At 70.3% G+C, this 14,278-nt stretch carries 16 protein-coding genes; 10 read left to right on the forward strand and 6 right to left on the reverse strand.

The window, feature by feature from the left end:
- Window positions 1–15: 15 nt before the first annotated feature.
- Window positions 16–240: a PLD nuclease N-terminal domain-containing protein gene (locus tag RTK35_RS00445; protein ID WP_316907073.1), complete on the reverse strand. Its 225-nt coding sequence runs from the start codon at window positions 238–240 to the stop codon at window positions 16–18.
- A gap of 79 nt (window positions 241–319) precedes the next feature.
- Window positions 320–1,174: an SDR family oxidoreductase gene (locus tag RTK35_RS00450; RefSeq protein ID WP_316907074.1), complete on the reverse strand. Its 855-nt coding sequence runs from the start codon at window positions 1,172–1,174 to the stop codon at window positions 320–322.
- Between the two features lie 176 nt (window positions 1,175–1,350).
- Here RTK35_RS00450 and RTK35_RS00455 point away from each other — a divergent pair, with 176 nt between their 5' ends.
- From RTK35_RS00455 to RTK35_RS00465, 3 genes are all read left to right on the forward strand, one after another.
- The gene (locus RTK35_RS00455; protein WP_316907075.1) at window positions 1,351–1,866 is read left to right on the forward strand and encodes a DUF4142 domain-containing protein; all 516 of its coding nucleotides are present in this window, start codon (window positions 1,351–1,353) and stop codon (window positions 1,864–1,866) included.
- Window positions 1,867–1,927: 61 nt separating this feature from the next.
- The gene (locus RTK35_RS00460) at window positions 1,928–2,260 is read left to right on the forward strand and encodes a four-helix bundle copper-binding protein (RefSeq protein ID WP_316907076.1); all 333 of its coding nucleotides are present in this window, start codon (window positions 1,928–1,930) and stop codon (window positions 2,258–2,260) included.
- 23 nt (window positions 2,261–2,283) lie between these two features.
- Window positions 2,284–2,433: a hypothetical protein gene (locus tag RTK35_RS00465; protein ID WP_316907077.1), complete on the forward strand. Its 150-nt coding sequence runs from the start codon at window positions 2,284–2,286 to the stop codon at window positions 2,431–2,433.
- A 9-nt stretch (window positions 2,434–2,442) separates the two neighbouring features.
- On the opposite strand, the gene RTK35_RS00470 is transcribed toward RTK35_RS00465, so the two are convergent.
- Window positions 2,443–3,342, reverse strand: coding sequence for a Ku protein (locus RTK35_RS00470; RefSeq protein ID WP_172433637.1), 900 nt, complete (start codon window positions 3,340–3,342; stop codon window positions 2,443–2,445).
- Between the two features lie 154 nt (window positions 3,343–3,496).
- Between RTK35_RS00470 and RTK35_RS00475 the strand changes: the two genes are divergently transcribed.
- From RTK35_RS00475 to ligD, 5 genes are all read left to right on the forward strand, one after another.
- On the forward strand, window positions 3,497–3,925 hold the full coding sequence (locus RTK35_RS00475; protein ID WP_172433636.1) for a hypothetical protein: 429 nt from the start codon (window positions 3,497–3,499) through the stop codon (window positions 3,923–3,925).
- 1 nt (window position 3,926) lies between these two features.
- Complete coding sequence (locus tag RTK35_RS00480) at window positions 3,927–5,024, forward strand: DUF3182 family protein (RefSeq protein WP_316907078.1); 1,098 nt, start codon at window positions 3,927–3,929, stop codon at window positions 5,022–5,024.
- A complete protein-coding gene (locus RTK35_RS00485) occupies window positions 5,011–5,781 on the forward strand; it encodes an alpha/beta hydrolase family protein (protein WP_044402994.1) in 771 nt (256 codons plus the stop codon). Before RTK35_RS00480 ends, RTK35_RS00485 begins: the two co-directional genes overlap by 14 nt.
- 61 nt (window positions 5,782–5,842) lie before the next feature.
- Window positions 5,843–7,174, forward strand: coding sequence for a cation:proton antiporter (locus RTK35_RS00490; RefSeq protein ID WP_316907079.1), 1,332 nt, complete (start codon window positions 5,843–5,845; stop codon window positions 7,172–7,174).
- Between the two features lie 64 nt (window positions 7,175–7,238).
- Window positions 7,239–9,725 (forward strand): DNA ligase D, encoded by a 2,487-nt coding sequence (gene ligD, locus RTK35_RS00495; RefSeq protein WP_316907080.1) that lies wholly within the window; start codon window positions 7,239–7,241, stop codon window positions 9,723–9,725.
- Between the two features lie 6 nt (window positions 9,726–9,731).
- Here the strand turns inward: ligD and RTK35_RS00500 are convergent, their stop codons facing one another.
- Complete coding sequence (locus RTK35_RS00500) at window positions 9,732–10,283, reverse strand: ATP-dependent Clp protease proteolytic subunit (RefSeq protein WP_044403002.1); 552 nt, start codon at window positions 10,281–10,283, stop codon at window positions 9,732–9,734.
- 220 nt (window positions 10,284–10,503) lie between these two features.
- Here RTK35_RS00500 and RTK35_RS00505 point away from each other — a divergent pair, with 220 nt between their 5' ends.
- Entirely contained in the window at window positions 10,504–10,986 is a 483-nt protein-coding gene (locus RTK35_RS00505; protein WP_044403004.1) for a MarR family winged helix-turn-helix transcriptional regulator, read from the forward strand.
- Window positions 10,987–10,999: 13 nt separating this feature from the next.
- Here the strand turns inward: RTK35_RS00505 and RTK35_RS00510 are convergent, their stop codons facing one another.
- Window positions 11,000–11,911, reverse strand: coding sequence for a response regulator (locus RTK35_RS00510; RefSeq protein WP_316907081.1), 912 nt, complete (start codon window positions 11,909–11,911; stop codon window positions 11,000–11,002).
- A 3-nt stretch (window positions 11,912–11,914) separates the two neighbouring features.
- Window positions 11,915–13,216: a sensor histidine kinase gene (locus tag RTK35_RS00515; protein WP_316907082.1), complete on the reverse strand. Its 1,302-nt coding sequence runs from the start codon at window positions 13,214–13,216 to the stop codon at window positions 11,915–11,917.
- Between the two features lie 189 nt (window positions 13,217–13,405).
- Between RTK35_RS00515 and blaPOM the strand changes: the two genes are divergently transcribed.
- The gene (gene blaPOM, locus RTK35_RS00520) at window positions 13,406–14,266 is read left to right on the forward strand and encodes a POM family subclass B3 metallo-beta-lactamase (protein ID WP_316907083.1); all 861 of its coding nucleotides are present in this window, start codon (window positions 13,406–13,408) and stop codon (window positions 14,264–14,266) included.
- Window positions 14,267–14,278 lie beyond the last annotated feature (12 nt).

Genomic DNA, 14,278 nt, shown 5'->3' on the forward strand with positions numbered 1-14,278 from the left:
CAGGCCGGCACAGCACTACTTGCTGTGCTCCGGGGACGACGGGCCGCGGCCCAGGCCCCGGGGCCCGGCGATGCCCCAGTAGACCACCCCCAGCACCGGGAACAACGAGATACCCAGCGCCCACAGCGCCTTGGTTTCAACCGACTTGCTGCTGCGGAAGACGCTGATGATCGCCCACAGGTCGAGCAGGACCAGGATGCCGGCGACGGCGATCCAGAAGTACGTGACGGGATCGGACATGGGATGACCCTCCTCTGCTGAGTCCTGGTGTTTCGGGTCGCACGGGGCGGTCCGGGTTCAGACTTTCCGCCCCGGCGGCCTAGCCGTTGACCACCGTCCCGCCGTTCACGTGCAGCACCTGGCCGCTGACGTAGGAGGCATCCTCGCTGGCGAGGTACACGTAGGCCGGCGCCACCTCGGCCGGCTGCCCGGGGCGTCCCATGGGGGTGTCGGCGCCGAAGCGCGCCACCTGCTCGGCGGTGAAGGTGGAGGGGATCAGCGGCGTCCAGATCGGCCCCGGCGCCACCCCGTTCACGCGGATGCCACGGCTCGCCAGGTTCAGCGCCAGGGAGCGGGTGAAGGCGGTGATCGCCCCCTTGGTGGAGGAGTAGTCCAGCAGCGACGGGTTGCCCTTGTAGGCCGTGATGGAGGTGGTGTTGATGATGCTCGCCCCCTGCCCCATGTGCGGCAGCGTCGCCTTGGTGAGCTGGAACATGCCGAGGATGTTGGTGCGGAAGGTGCGCTCCCAGGTGGCTTCCTCCAGGGCCTCCAGGCCCTCGCAGGGATGCTGCTCGCCGGCGTTGTTCACCAGCACGTCGAGGCGCCCCCAGGTGTCCAGCACGTCCGCCACCACCTGCCGGCAGAACTCGCCATCGGCCACGTCGCCGGCCCGGGTGATGACCTGGCCGCCCTGGCGCGCCACCGCCTCGGCGGTCTCGCGGGCGTCGTCCTCCTCGTCGAGGTAGACCAGCGCCACCTGGGCGCCCTCGGCAGCGAAATGCACCGCCACGGCGCGGCCGATGCCGCTGTCGCCACCGGTGATCAGTGCCACCTTGCCGGCCAGCTTGCCGGCGGCCTTGTAACGTTCGGAGAAGTACTCCGGCAGCGGGTGCATGGCGCCCTCGCGGCCGGGCTGTTTGTCCTGGTGCTGGGGGGGAAGGGTCTGCTCGCTCATGGGGTTCTCCCTGTGGCCTGTGCTTGCCCCGACGGTCGCCGGGCGTTCACAGGGTGGGAAACCCCTCCCCGGCTTAGGTTCGACCTGTCTGGACGAACCGCCCGGGACATTCCCTTGAACTTGTCCGCGCCTGCCCGCTTCTACCGACCGTCATCACCCACCACGGAGACACCGCCATGACCCATCCCCTGAGACACCTGATGTTCGCCCTGCTCGCTGCCTTCGTCGCCTTCGGCGGCACCGCCCGCGCCGCCAACACCGTCGACCCGCAGGACTTCGTCGACCGCGCCTCCGAGTCCGGCATCGCCGAGGTGGAGGCCGGCAAGCTCGCCGAGAAGAAGGCCCAGCACCCGCAGGTCAAGGCCTTCGCCGAGATGATGGTCAAGGACCACACCGCCGCGAATGCCGAACTCAAGCAACTGGCCGCCACGCTGAAACTGAAGACCGCCGATGACGCCAGCCTGATGGAGCAGGCCAAGGCCAAGCTGCTGGAGATGCGTGACGACTCCTTCGACAAGGCCTACGCCGAGAACCAGGTCAAGGCCCACCAGGAAGCCGTCGAGCTGTACCGCCAGGCCGCCCAGTCCGACCAGGCCCCGCTGCGCGACTTCGCCCAGAAGATCCTGCCCAAGCTGCAGGCCCACCTCGAGAAGGCCGAGAGCCTGGCCAAGGAGCTGGACGCCAAGCGCTGATCGCAGCCCCCGGGCGCCCGCGCGGTTGCGGCGGGCGCCCCTCGCGCAAGAGGACCCCGCCATGAACGACACCTACCGCTTCCAGACCTGCATTTCCGCCTGCAACGCCTGCGCCGCCGCCTGTGAAACCTGCGCCTCGGCCTGCCTCAGCGAGGAACATGCCCAGCAGATGACCCGCTGCATCCAGCTCTGCCGGGACTGCGCTGACCTCTGCCACCTGTGCGCCACGCTGATGATCCGCGGCAGCGAGTTCGCTCCGGGCCTGTGCCAGGTGTGCCGCGCCGCCTGCACGGCCTGCGCCGAGGAGTGCCAGCAGCACAACAGCCAGCACTGCCAGGAATGCGCCCAGGCCTGCCAGCGCTGCGCCGACGAGTGCGAACGCATGGCCGCCTGAGCCCACCTGCAAGGAGTTCCCCCATGAGTGCCCAGCAACCGCATGTCCCGAGCACCGAAGAACCGATCCTCGATGACCCTGGTAACGAAGACCCGGGCTCCCAGCTCGACCGTGGCGACCCGCCGGTGGAACAGACGCCGCGCCAGGCGCCGCCCGAGGACGCGCCGCGTTGAGCAGCGCCCTCAGGCCTTGCGTCGGCGCGGCCGGCTGGCGTCGTCCTTCGCCGCCTTGGCCGGGGCACGCTTGCGCGGTGCCTTGGCCGGCGCGGCCTTCTCGCTCTTTTCCGGCTTCGCCCCCTTGCCGCCCAGGCTGCGCCGCAGCAGCTCGGTGAGGTCGATGATGTCCGCGCCCTGGGGCGCCTCCTCGTCCGGCCGTTCGACCCGCTCCACGTGGCCCTCCTGGGCCTTCTGTTCCACCAGGTCCATCACCTTCTCGGTGAAGGTGTCGCGGTAGTCGTCCGGCTGCCAGTCCTGGGTCATGTCCTCGATCAGCCGCTTGGCCATCGCCAGCTCGCCCTTGGCCAGGGTCGGCTCGGTCACCTCGCTGCCCAGGTCGAGGATGCCCAGGCCCTTCACATCCGCCGGCCAGCGCAGCGTCACCAATACCAGCGCCGACTCCTGGGGCATCACCGCCGCCAGGTACTGGCGGGTGCGCAACACCACCTCCGCCAGGGCCACCTTGCCGCTGGCCACCAGGGACTCGCGCAGCAGCGCATAGACCTTGCCACTGCGCCGGTCGGGGCTCAGGTAGTAGGGCGTGTCGATGTTCTGCAACGGGATCTGCCCGGCATCCACGAAGGCGAAGATGTCGATGGTCCGCGTCGCACGCGGGTGCGCCTGCTGGATCTCCTCCTCGCTCAGCACCACGTACTCGCCGGGGGCGTGCTCCACCCCCTTGACGATGTGCTCGCGGGGCACCTCCTTGCCGGTGACCTTGTTCACCCGGCGGTAGCCCACCGGCTCCATGGAGCGGTCGTCCAGCCAGTCGAAATCCACCCCGCCGGAGCTGCTGGCGGACACCAGGTCCACCGGGATGTGCACCAGCCCGAAGCTGATCGCCCCTTTCCAGATCGCGCGTGCCATGGGCTTCTCCTTCGTCATGCCGTCTTTCGATGACCGGCCCGCACGGCAGAAAGTTTCCCCTGGCGCAGGCGCCCGTGCCGCCCATCAAACACCCTGAACTCCCGGCGCGTACCGCTGCTCACAACCCAGGTACGGACGCCAAGGAGACACCGCCATGCGCCGCCTTCCCCTGCTCCTGCTGCTCGGCTGCCTGCCCGCCGGGCTCGCCCTCGCCGAGGGCTGCCACGTCAACAGCCGCACCTCCAGCGCTGCGGTCACCGGCATCGAGACCGAGAGCTGCTACGAATTCGTCGGCATGCCGGCAGAGGCGCTGGACTGGTCCTGCAGCAACGAGAGCAAGGACATGACCAGCACCCGCAAGCAGCGGGTCGCCCAGTGCCCCGGCGGCGAGCAGGCCCGCTGCGACGCCCCGCTGGACCAGGAGAGCCTGGCCAACCCCCGCGCCAGTGCCCGCGGACCGGACACGGCACGCCCGGCGGTGCCGAACGATGCCCGCGTGCTCACCCGCTACTACCAGATGACCGACCTCGGCCAGGTGCGCACCGATTGCGAGAAGAGCGGCGGCCGCTGGCAGGAGCAATGACATGGCCTGCCCTGCCGACGTGCGCCTGCTGCGCAGTGGTACCCCCCTGGCGGAGCACGAAGCCTGCGTGCAGCGCCTGCTCGGCGGACGCCTGGCGCGCCTGCTGGGCTGCCCCTTCGACCCCGCGCCCATCACCCAGGTCGAGGAGCCCGGGCGGCACTATCTGCTGCCCGACGACACCCTGGTGGGCCCGACCCAGCGTCACGGCCTGAGCCACATCGGGCAGCTCTTCGGCGGCTGGGTCGCCGAGCCCTTCATGGCCACCAAGGCCATCGGCCATCCCCTCGCGGGCCCTGGCGCCCAGGCGCCACGGGGCTGGTCCGACGCCTTCGCCGAACAGGCCGGGGATGCCGTGCTGGAGGGCTTCAGCGTGTTCAGCCCGGAGGACGCCCGGCGCGCCGGGCAGCGCCTGCTGGAACGCGGCCCGCTGCGGGCCAAACCGGTGCGCGCCAAGGCCGGGCGCGGCCAGCAGGTGATCCGCCAGCTGGCGGAACTGGACGCCCTGATGGCGCAGCTGCCGACCGATGAACTGGCCACCTGGGGCCTGGTGCTGGAAGAGCAACTGGAGGACGTGGCGACCTACAGCGTCGGCCAGGTGGAGGTGAACGGCCTGCTGGCCAGCTACCACGGCGTGCAGCACCTGACCCGCGACGGCGCCGGCGAGCCGGTCTACGGCGGCTCCGACCTGTACCTGGTGCGCGGCGGCTACGACGCGCTGCTGGCCGAGCCGCTGGCGGCCTCGATACGCCTGGCGGTGCAACAGGCCCGGCGCTACGAAGAGGCCGCCCTGCACAGCTACCCCGACCTGCTCGCCTCGCGCCGAAACTACGACGTGGCGCGCGGGCGCAATGCCGAAGGCCAGTGGCGCTCCGGGGTGCTGGAGCAATCCTGGCGGGTGGGCGGAGCCAGTGCGGCGGAGGTCTTCGCCCTGGAACTGTTCGACGCAGAGCCGGCGTGCCGGCGGGTCCACGCCCGCACCCGGGAAACCTATGGCGAGCCCCGGGTGCCGGCCGACGCCTGGGTGCTCTTCGACGGCGAGGTGCCCGGGCTGGGGCGCCTATGCAAATACGTGGAGGTAATCGCTGATGACCGCCCATAGCCAGGCCCTGGAAATCATCGTCGAGGGCCAGCCCCTGTGCGGCACCCTGCTCTCCCCCGAAGCCCGCGTGCCGGGCATCCTCTTCGTGCACGGCTGGGGCGGCAGCCAGCAACGCGACCTGGCGCGGGCCAAGGGCATCGCCGGGCTCGGCTGCGTGTGCCTGACCTTCGACCTGCGCGGCCACGAGCGCACCGCCGAGGCCAAGGCCAGCGTCACCCGCGAGCAGAACCTGGCCGACATCCTCGCCGCCTACGACCGGCTGGCGGCACACCCGGCGGTCAACCCCGAGGCCATCGCGGTGATCGGCAGCAGCTACGGCGGCTACCTGGCCACCTTCCTCACCACCCGGCGCCCGGTGAAGTGGCTGGCCCTGCGGGTGCCGGCCCTGTACTGGGACGAGGAATGGGACCGCCCCAAGCAGTCCCTCGACGTGGCCCGCCTGGCGCGCTACCGGCGCCAGCCCTGGAACCCCGATGAAAACCTCGCGCTGAAGGCGTGCGCCGCCTTCACCGGCGACGTGCTGCTGGTGGAGTCGGAGCACGACAGCTACGTCCCGCACATGACGCTGATGAGCTACCGCGCTGCCTTCGAGCAGGCCCATTCCCTCACCCATCGCATCCTCGATGGCGCCGACCACGCCCTCAGCGAGGACCATCACCAGCAGGCCTACACGCGCATCCTCACCAACTGGATCAGCGAGATGGTCATCGGTGCCCGCGTCGGCGCCTACCCCCATCACTCTTCCCGCTACTCCTGAGCATGGTCGGCACCGCCTGCGTCTCGCGAAAGCCACGATCCGCCCTTGCGGAGACTCCAGGGTGAGCTTCCAGCAGTGGCTGCTGGTCCTGGGCGGCCTGCTGCTGATCCTCGGGTTGGCCTCTGCCTACGTACGCCTGCTGCCGATCACCACCTCGGCCCTGTACCTGGGCTTCGGGCTGCTGATCGGCCCCCTGGGGCTGGGCCTCTGGCAGCAGGACCTGCCCCAGGTTCGCACCTGGCTCGGGCACCTGGTGGAGGTGGCCGTGCTGGTGTCGCTGTTCCTCGCCGGGTTGCGCCTGCGCCTGCCGTTGAATGCCCGCCAGTGGCGCCCGGCCTGGCTGCTGGCCGGGCCGGTGCTGGTGGCCACCGTGCTGGTGTTCGCGCTCCTGCTGCAGGCGCTGCTGGGCCTGGACTTCGGCTTCTGCCTGCTGCTGGCGGCGATCCTCTCGCCCACTGACCCGGTGCTGGCCAACCTGATCCAGGTGAACCACGCCAGCGACACCGACCCGATGCGCTTCGCCCTCACCGGCGAGGCCGGGCTGAACGACGGCATCGCCTTCCCCTTCGTGATGCTGGGCCTGCTGTTCCTCCAGGGCTCCGGCCTGCCCGGGCAGGCCACCTGGCTGCACTGGCTGACCAACGACGTGCTCTGGGCGGTGCCGGTGGGGCTGCTGGTGGGGTTCGGCTTCGGCCGCGCGGTGGGGCGCGGAGTGATCCGCCTGCGCGCCCGCCACACCGAGACCGCCGTGTCGCCGAACGATTTCATCGCCCTGGCGGTGATCGCCCTGTCCTACGTGCTGGCCGAGGCGCTGGGCGGCTGGGGCTTTCTCAGCACCTTCGCCGCCGGGCTCGGCATGCGCCACGCCGAGGCCCGCGCCAGCGGCCCGGTGCCGGCCGAGGAGTCGGCGCGCCAGGGCGAGCTGCGCGAGGACAGCCACACCCAGGCGCTGATCGAGTTCGGCGAGGACCCGGCGCGCCACCCGCAGATCGCCGCCAGCGCGTTGATGGTGGACATCCAGGCCTTCGGCAACCTGCTCGAACGCATCCTCGAAGTGCTGCTGGTGACGGTGCTCGGTGCCCTGCTCGCCCAGCACTGGCGCTGGGAAGCGGTGCCGGTGGCGTTGCTGCTGTTCGTCGGCGTGCGCCCGCTGATGGTAGCGCTGCTGCTGGGTCGCCACGGCATTCCCCGGTCCCAGCGGTACCTGGTGGGCTGGTTCGGCATACGCGGCATCGGCAGCCTGTACTACCTGTGCTTCGCCCTGGCCCATGCGCCCCGGGCGCTGGACCAGGACCGCCTCGGCGACCTGGTGCTGAGCGTGGTGGCGCTGAGCATCCTGCTCCATGGGCTGTCGATCCAGCCGCTGCTCAAGCGCTTCCACCCCGATCCCTGACCGCTCGCGAAGCGACCTGAACCTTCCGCCCCGCCGGCCACTCCCCTGCACAGGAGGACCTGCCATGAGCGACGCCCTGAACGACTACGCCCGCAAGCGCGACTTCGACGCCACCCCCGAGCCCGGCACCTCCGCGCGCCGGCGCGGCAAGAAGGCGGCCGGGCACGCGCTGCGCTACTGCATCCAGAAGCACGATGCGACGCGCCTGCACTACGACTTCCGCCTGGAGCTGGAGGGCACCCTGAAGAGCTGGGCGGTGCCCAAGGGCCCGAGCCTGGACCCGGCCGCCCGGCGCCTGGCCATCCACGTGGAGGATCACCCGCTGGACTACGCCGACTTCGAAGGCCACATCCCCGAGGGTCACTACGGCGCGGGCGATGTGATCGTCTGGGACCGGGGCGTGTGGATTCCCCAGGGCGACCCGGTGGCCGGCTACCGTGCCGGGCGCCTGCGCTTCGAGCTGCAGGGCGAGAAGCTCTCCGGCCAGTGGAACCTGGTGCGCACCCAGCTGCCGGGCAAGCAGGAGCAATGGTTCCTGATCAAGCACCGGGACGCGGCGGCCCACCCCGAGAGCGAGCTGAGCATCACCGAATCACGCCCGGACAGCGTGCTCAGCGAGCGCCGCCTGGTGCCCCGCGAGGCCAGGACCCAGGCCCCGCGCACCCGGCGCAAGGCGGCCAAGCCCAAGGTCGCCGCCCTGCCCGCGCAGCTCAAGCCGCAGCTGGCCACCCTGGTGGACCGTCCACCGGCCGGGGACTGGCACTACGAGGTGAAGTTCGACGGCTACCGCCTGCTGGCCCGCCTCGATCACGGCCAGGTGCAGCTGTTCACCCGCAACGGCCATGACTGGACCGCCCGCCTGCCGGCCCAGGCCCGGGCCCTGTCACGCCTGCCGGTGGACGAGGCCTGGCTGGACGGCGAAGTGGTGGTGATGGACGAGGACGGCCAGCCCGACTTCCAGGCCCTGCAGAACGCCTTCGAGGTGGGCCGCAGCGAGGCGGCGCTGTACTACCTCTTCGACCTGCTGCACCTCAACGGCAGCGACCTGCACGAGACCCCGCTGGAGCAGCGCCGGGAAGCCCTGGCGCAGCTGCTGGAGCCGCTCGACGACGACGGACTACTGCGCTATTCCCGGTCCTTCACCGAACCCGCCGAGGCGGTGCTCGACAGCGCCTGCCGGCTGGGCCTGGAGGGCCTGATCGGCAAGCGCGCCGGCAGCCTCTACGCGGGCCGGCGCAGCAGCGACTGGATCAAGCTCAAGTGCAAGCGCCGGCAGGAATTCGTCATCGTCGGCTACACCGAGCCCAAGGGCAGCCGCTCGCATTTCGGTGCCCTGCTGCTGGCGCTGCACGATGCCCACGGCGAACTGCGCTACGCCGGCAAGGTGGGCACCGGCTTCGACCAGGCCGTGCTCGCCCGCGTGCATGCCCGGCTCAAGACCCTGGAGACGCGCCAGCCGGCCTGCTCCCAGCCGCCGCGCGGGGCCGAGGCGCGCGGCGTGCACTGGCTGCGTCCGGAGGTGCTGGCGGAAGTGGCCTTCGCCGAGATGACCCGTGAAGGCATCGTGCGCCAGGCGGTGTTCAAGGGCCTGCGGGAGGACAAGCCGGCCCGCGCCATAACCCGCGACGAGCCCGTCGCCGCCCAGCGCCTGCAGGGCGAGGAGACGGCCAGTTCGGCGGCCGTGCGCATCACCCATCCGCAGCGGGTGATCGACCCGGCCAGCGGCCTGACCAAGGGCGATGTGGCCCGGTACTACGAAACCATCGCCCCCTGGCTGCTGCCGCACCTGGCCCAGCGGCCGGTGGCGCTGCTGCGGGTGCCGGAAGGCATCGAGGGCGAGCAGTTCTTCCAGAAGAACCCGGGCAGCCTGGGCACCCAGGCCATCGGTGTGCTGGACAAGGCCCGCGCCGGCCAGCCGGGCCTGCTGCTGGACAGCCCCGAGGCGCTGCTCGGTGCCGTGCAGATTGGCACCCTGGAGCTGCACACCTGGAATGCCACCACCGACGACCTGGCGCACCCCGACCGCTTCGTGCTGGACCTCGACCCGGACCCGGCCTTGCCCTGGAAGACCATGCTGGAGGCCACCGAGCTGACCCTGGCGGTGCTTGACGAACTGGGCCTGCGGGCCTTCCTCAAGACCAGCGGCGGCAAGGGCGTGCACCTGATCGTGCCCCTGGCTCCGAAGCACGACTGGGACACGGTGAAAGCCTTCAGCCAGGGCATCACCCAGCACATGGCGCGCAACCTGCCCCAGCGCTTCGCGGCCAAGTCCGGCCCGCGCAACCGGGTCGGGCGCGTCTTCATCGACTACCTGCGCAATGGCGCCGGCGCCACCACCGTCTGCGCCTACTCCCTGCGGGCGCGGGAGGGGCTGCCGGTATCGGTGCCGGTGAGCTTCGAGGAACTGGCGACGCTCAGGAATGCCCAGGCCTGGACCCTGCGCACCCTGCACAAGCGCCTGGACGACCTGGGCGAAGACCCCTGGCGGGACCTGCCCGGTACCCGCCAGCGCCTGACCGTGGCGATGCGCCGCAAGCTGGGCCTGGCGTAGCCGGGCTCAGCTGTGCACGCACCAGTTGACCGCCTCGGTGGGCATGCCGAGGCAGTCCACCTCGTGGATCAGCCCGGCGGCCAGGGCCTCGTCGACGTTGAAGATCTTCGGTGCGGCGGTCAGGCAGGCCAGCACGTCGATGGGCACCCGGGCGCCGTCGGTACGTGCCTGGACGATGGCGTCGTACAGGTGCAGGTCGTAGTCCAGGCTCATGGCGTACTCGGACATGCGCGCATGGTCCACCGCGCCGTTGAGGGTCCAGTGGAAGGGATGGAACAGGAACTTGCTGTACGGGCAGGCCGTGCGCCGCTCGCCGGCCAGGAAGATGATGTTGCCCATGGATTCCACCGTGCCCAGGTTGTGGGTCTTCACCGGCACCGGCAGCGAGACGAGGAAGTTGTACAGGGAGAACCCGTAGCTGCATTCCCCGCCCATGGTAGCGATCTTGATGATCAGTTCGTCCGCCCCCTGCTGGATCGCCTGGGAGCATTTGTCGATCAGCTGGCCGCACGTGTGCGAGTTGATCGGCGCCGTGAAGTGCACCACATGGCTTCTCATCCCGTCCTCCTCCGCAGTCGCCCCGCATCCACGCGGGTTCGCTGCCGTCCCGGCCCGGACCGCGCGTCCGGGCCCCTTCTGGATGGAGTGACGCGGGTCGCCCAGGGTTCCCCCCCAATTGGCCGCCGGGCCGGGGCACCGTGCGCAGGTGGCTGGCGGAAGCGGCGCGATGCACGCAAAATGCATAGCGCTATTAACTAATTCTGCCGAGTGAGACCCCATGGCCCGACGTGCCGCCACCCCCGCCGACGCTGCAATCGAAACCGCAGAGCCCGCCGTGCTCGACACTTCCCTGGATGAACTGATTGGCTACGCCATGCGCCGCGCCCAGCTGAAGGTCTTCCAGCATCTGGTGAACAAGCTGGCGGTGCATGACCTGCGCCCGGCGCAGTTCTCGGCGATGGCGATCATCGACCAGAACCCGGGGCTGATGCAGGCGGACCTGGCCCGTGCCCTGGCCATCGAGCCGCCGCAACTGGTGCCCTTGCTGAACAAGCTGGAGGCCCGTGCGCTGGCGGTGCGGGTGCGCTGCAAGCCGGACAAGCGCTCCTACGGGATCTTCCTCAGCAAGACCGGCGAGCAGCTGCTGAAGGACCTCAAGCAGGTCGCGGCGGAAAGCGACATCGAGTCCACCAGCGCCCTGAGCGACGCCGAGCGGGACACCCTCCTGCAGCTGCTGCGCAAGGTCTATCGCGGCAGCTGATGCAGCGCCTGCCTCAGGCGCTGAGGCGCTCCCGCAGCCGGCCGAGCATGCCCAGCAGGCTCCCTACACGCTCCTTCTCCCGCGCCTCGCGCGGCAGTTCGGCCTGCCGCGCCGGCACCTGGGTCGGCTGCTCGCGCCAGTTGCGCGCCTGCTCGGCAGCCGCCTTCAGGCCCTTCTCGAACAGCCCCCGGCGGATCGGCTTGGGCAGGTAGCGGAAGATCTGTGCCTCGTTCACCAGTTGCAGCAGCGCCTGGGTGTCGCGGAACGGCGTCACCACCAGGCTGAGCAGGCGCGGGTGGGCCTGGGCCAGAGACTTGAGCAGCGGCGCGGTGTCTTCGCCGCCGCAGCGCAGGTCGCTCACCAGCAGGTCGGCGCCCTCCTCGTTCAGCAGGCCGATGGCCTCGGTGAGGCTGCGGGCCCGCAGCAGGCGGTGACCACCGGCCATGCAGAAGTCGGCCACGCTGGCCAGGGTCTCCGGGTCTTCGTCCAGCAGCAGCACGCTCAGGCCACGGGGTTCGGCGCTGGGTGCGCTGGCCGAGGCGGCCTGCGGGCGGGCGGCGATCTCCGCTGCTTGGCGCAGGGTGAAGGCCATTTCCTGCGGGTCCCAGGGTTTGGTCAGGTAGCGGAAGATGCCGCCGCTGTTCAGCGCCTCCACCGCCGCATCCAGGTCGGAGTAGCCGGTGAGCAGGATGCGCAGGCAGTCCGGGGCGATCTCGCGGGCCTGGGTCAGCAGCTCGGCGCCGTTCATCTGCGGCATGCGCTGGTCGCTGACCACGATGTGGAAGGTCTCCCGCGCCAGGCGCTCCAGGGCGCGCAGCGGGTCGCTCTCGGTGACCACCTGGTAGTCCCGGCGGAACTGCATGGCCAGGCTGCGCAGGATGCGCTCCTCGTCGTCGACGAACAGGATGCGGATGGCGGATGTCATGGCTCAGGCACTCCGTTTAAGGGCGCGGGCCTGCGCAGTCGGCAGGCGGATGAGGAAGCGCGTGCCGCGCCCCAGTTCAGAGGCCACGCGGATGCTGCCGCCGTGGTCCTGGATGATCTTGTAGCTGATGGACAGGCCCAGGCCGGTGCCCTCGCCCACCGGTTTGGTGGTGAAGAACGGGTCGAAGATGCGCCGGGCCACTTCGGGAGCCATACCGCAGCCGCTGTCCTGCACCGAGACGCACACCCAGTCGCCTTCGGCCCAGGTGCGGATCTGGATGCGGCCGTGGCCGACCATGGCCTGGGCGGCGTTGGTCAGCAGGTTGAGCAGCACCTGGTTGATCTGCGAGGGCGCGGCGCTGACGGCTGGCAGTTCGCCCAAGCCCAGCACCACCTCGGCCTTGTCCTTGATGTGGTTGCGGGCGATCAGCAAGGCGCTGCGCACGCAGTCGTTGAGGTCCACGGCCTCGTCCATGGCGCGGTCGAGCCGGGCGAAATCCTTCAGCCCCACCACCAGCTCGCCGATCTGGCCGAGGCCGTAGAGGGTGTCGTCGAGCAGTTGCCGCAGGTCGTCCGCCAGTTGCTCGGGGGCGGCCTGCTCGCGCATGGCGGCGGCAGCCTCGAAGGCCTGGGCCAGGCGCGCTTCGTCGCAGGCCGGGTCGGCCAGGCAATCGGCCAGCGCGGCCTGGCTGCGGGCCAGCTCCACCAGCGGGGCGCTGAGCTGGTCGAGCAGCTGCACGTTGTTGCGCACGTAGCCCAGCGGGGTGTTCAGCTCATGGGCGACGCCGGCGACCATCTGCCCGAGGGAGGCCATCTTCTCCGACTGCACCAGCTGCGCCTGGGACTCCTTGAGGTCCACCAGGGCCTGGCGCAGCACCCGGTTGCGCTGGGCGATGCGCAGCTCCATGGCCTTGAGCAGGTCGAGCACGGTGCCGAGGCCGCGGTACAGGCCGTCGCCGTCCACCAGGATGAAGTCCTCGGTGATGGGGTACTGCAGGCCGGCGGTGACCTGCTTGGCGGCCTGCTCCAGGTTGCTGTCCAGGCTCAGCACCAGGGGCTCGGCGTTCATCACGTCGGCCACCGGGCGGCGGCCCCAGAGGTCGCGGCCGAAGCGCTGCATGAAGATGTCCTGCAGGGTGTAGCGGCTCACCAGACCGATGGGCCGGCCGCCTTCCACCACCGGGAGGGACAGGAAGCGGCGGTGCTCGGGAGCCAGCAGCTGATCCGCCACGTCGCTGATGCTCAGGCTCGGCGGCAGCGCCGCCACCGGTCTGAGCAGGCGTTCCAGCGCGTTTTCGGCTGCCATTGGCGACTCCCCCGAGCCCGTTGAATGGCGGCCATTGAAGCAATATCAGGTTGCCATCCTGTGACAGCTGTCTCATTCGCGTTACAGGCCGCTGCGCGGCACGCGCCGACAGGCTGGCCAGTCGACAGGCATTGACCTGCGCGACCAGGCAGTCAGAATGGCGCCCCTTCATTTTCCGAGGACTGCCCCGTGCGTACCCTGACCAACTTCGGCCTTGCCCTGCTGCTGGCCCAACCCGCCGTGGCCGCCCAGGCCGTCCTGCCGCAACTGCAGCCCTACACCGCCCCGACCGCCTGGCTGACCCCGGTGGCACCGCTGCGCATCGCCGACAACACCTGGCACATCGGCACCGCCAGCATCACCGCGCTGCTGGTGAAGACGCCGGAAGGCGCCGTGCTGCTGGACGGCGGCATGCCCCAGGTGGCCGACCACCTGCTGGCCAACATGCGCGAGCTGGGTGTGGCGCCGGGCGACCTCAAGCTGATCCTGCACAGCCATGCCCACATCGATCACGTCGGCCCGCTGGCCGCCATCAAGAAGGCCACCGGCGCGCAACTGGTGAGCAACGCCGAATCGGCCGTGCTGCTGCAGCGCGGCGACAGCCAGGACATCCACTTCGGCGACGACATGGTCTTCGCCCCGGTGCAGGTGGACCGCCTGGTGCAGGACGGCGAAACGGTGGAACTGGGCGGCATGACCTTCACCGCCCACTTCACCCCCGGGCACACCCCCGGCAGCCTGAGCTGGACCTGGACCGACCGCCGCGACGGCAAGCCCCTGCGCATCGCCTACAGCGACAGCCTGAGCGCCCCCGGCTACAGCCTGTGGATGAACCCGCGCTTCCCGAAGATCGCCGAGGCCTTCCGCAGCGGCTTCGCGGCCGTCCGCGCCCTGCCCTGCGACCTGCTGATCACCCCCCACGCCGAGGCCAGCGGCTGGGACTACACCAACGCCGAACACCCCAACCCGTCACCCATGAGCTGCAAGGCCTACGCCGACAAGGCCGAGGCCGCCTTCGACGCGCAACTGAAGAAGCAGCGCGGCGGCTGAGGTCTCTGATGA

Source organism: Pseudomonas sp. zfem003 (assembly GCF_032621675.1).
GTDB classification, from domain to species: Bacteria; Pseudomonadota; Gammaproteobacteria; order Pseudomonadales; family Pseudomonadaceae; genus Metapseudomonas; species Metapseudomonas otitidis.

Excerpts from the sequence above, each read along its gene's own strand:
- RTK35_RS00445 (WP_316907073.1), bottom strand. The coding sequence starts at position 240 with ATGTCCGATCCCGTCACGTACTTCTGGATCGCCGTCGCCGGCATCCTG.
- RTK35_RS00450 (WP_316907074.1), bottom strand. The coding sequence starts at position 1,174 with ATGAGCGAGCAGACCCTTCCCCCCCAGCACCAGGACAAACAGCCCGGC.
- RTK35_RS00455 (WP_316907075.1), top strand. The coding sequence starts at position 1,351 with ATGACCCATCCCCTGAGACACCTGATGTTCGCCCTGCTCGCTGCCTTC.
- RTK35_RS00460 (WP_316907076.1), top strand. The coding sequence starts at position 1,928 with ATGAACGACACCTACCGCTTCCAGACCTGCATTTCCGCCTGCAACGCC.
- RTK35_RS00465 (WP_316907077.1), top strand. The coding sequence starts at position 2,284 with ATGAGTGCCCAGCAACCGCATGTCCCGAGCACCGAAGAACCGATCCTC.
- RTK35_RS00470 (WP_172433637.1), bottom strand. The coding sequence starts at position 3,342 with ATGGCACGCGCGATCTGGAAAGGGGCGATCAGCTTCGGGCTGGTGCAC.
- RTK35_RS00475 (WP_172433636.1), top strand. The coding sequence starts at position 3,497 with ATGCGCCGCCTTCCCCTGCTCCTGCTGCTCGGCTGCCTGCCCGCCGGG.
- RTK35_RS00480 (WP_316907078.1), top strand. The coding sequence starts at position 3,927 with ATGGCCTGCCCTGCCGACGTGCGCCTGCTGCGCAGTGGTACCCCCCTG.
- RTK35_RS00485 (WP_044402994.1), top strand. The coding sequence starts at position 5,011 with ATGACCGCCCATAGCCAGGCCCTGGAAATCATCGTCGAGGGCCAGCCC.
- ligD (WP_316907080.1), top strand. The coding sequence starts at position 7,239 with ATGAGCGACGCCCTGAACGACTACGCCCGCAAGCGCGACTTCGACGCC.
- RTK35_RS00500 (WP_044403002.1), bottom strand. The coding sequence starts at position 10,283 with ATGAGAAGCCATGTGGTGCACTTCACGGCGCCGATCAACTCGCACACG.
- RTK35_RS00505 (WP_044403004.1), top strand. The coding sequence starts at position 10,504 with ATGGCCCGACGTGCCGCCACCCCCGCCGACGCTGCAATCGAAACCGCA.
- RTK35_RS00510 (WP_316907081.1), bottom strand. The coding sequence starts at position 11,911 with ATGACATCCGCCATCCGCATCCTGTTCGTCGACGACGAGGAGCGCATC.
- RTK35_RS00515 (WP_316907082.1), bottom strand. The coding sequence starts at position 13,216 with ATGGCAGCCGAAAACGCGCTGGAACGCCTGCTCAGACCGGTGGCGGCG.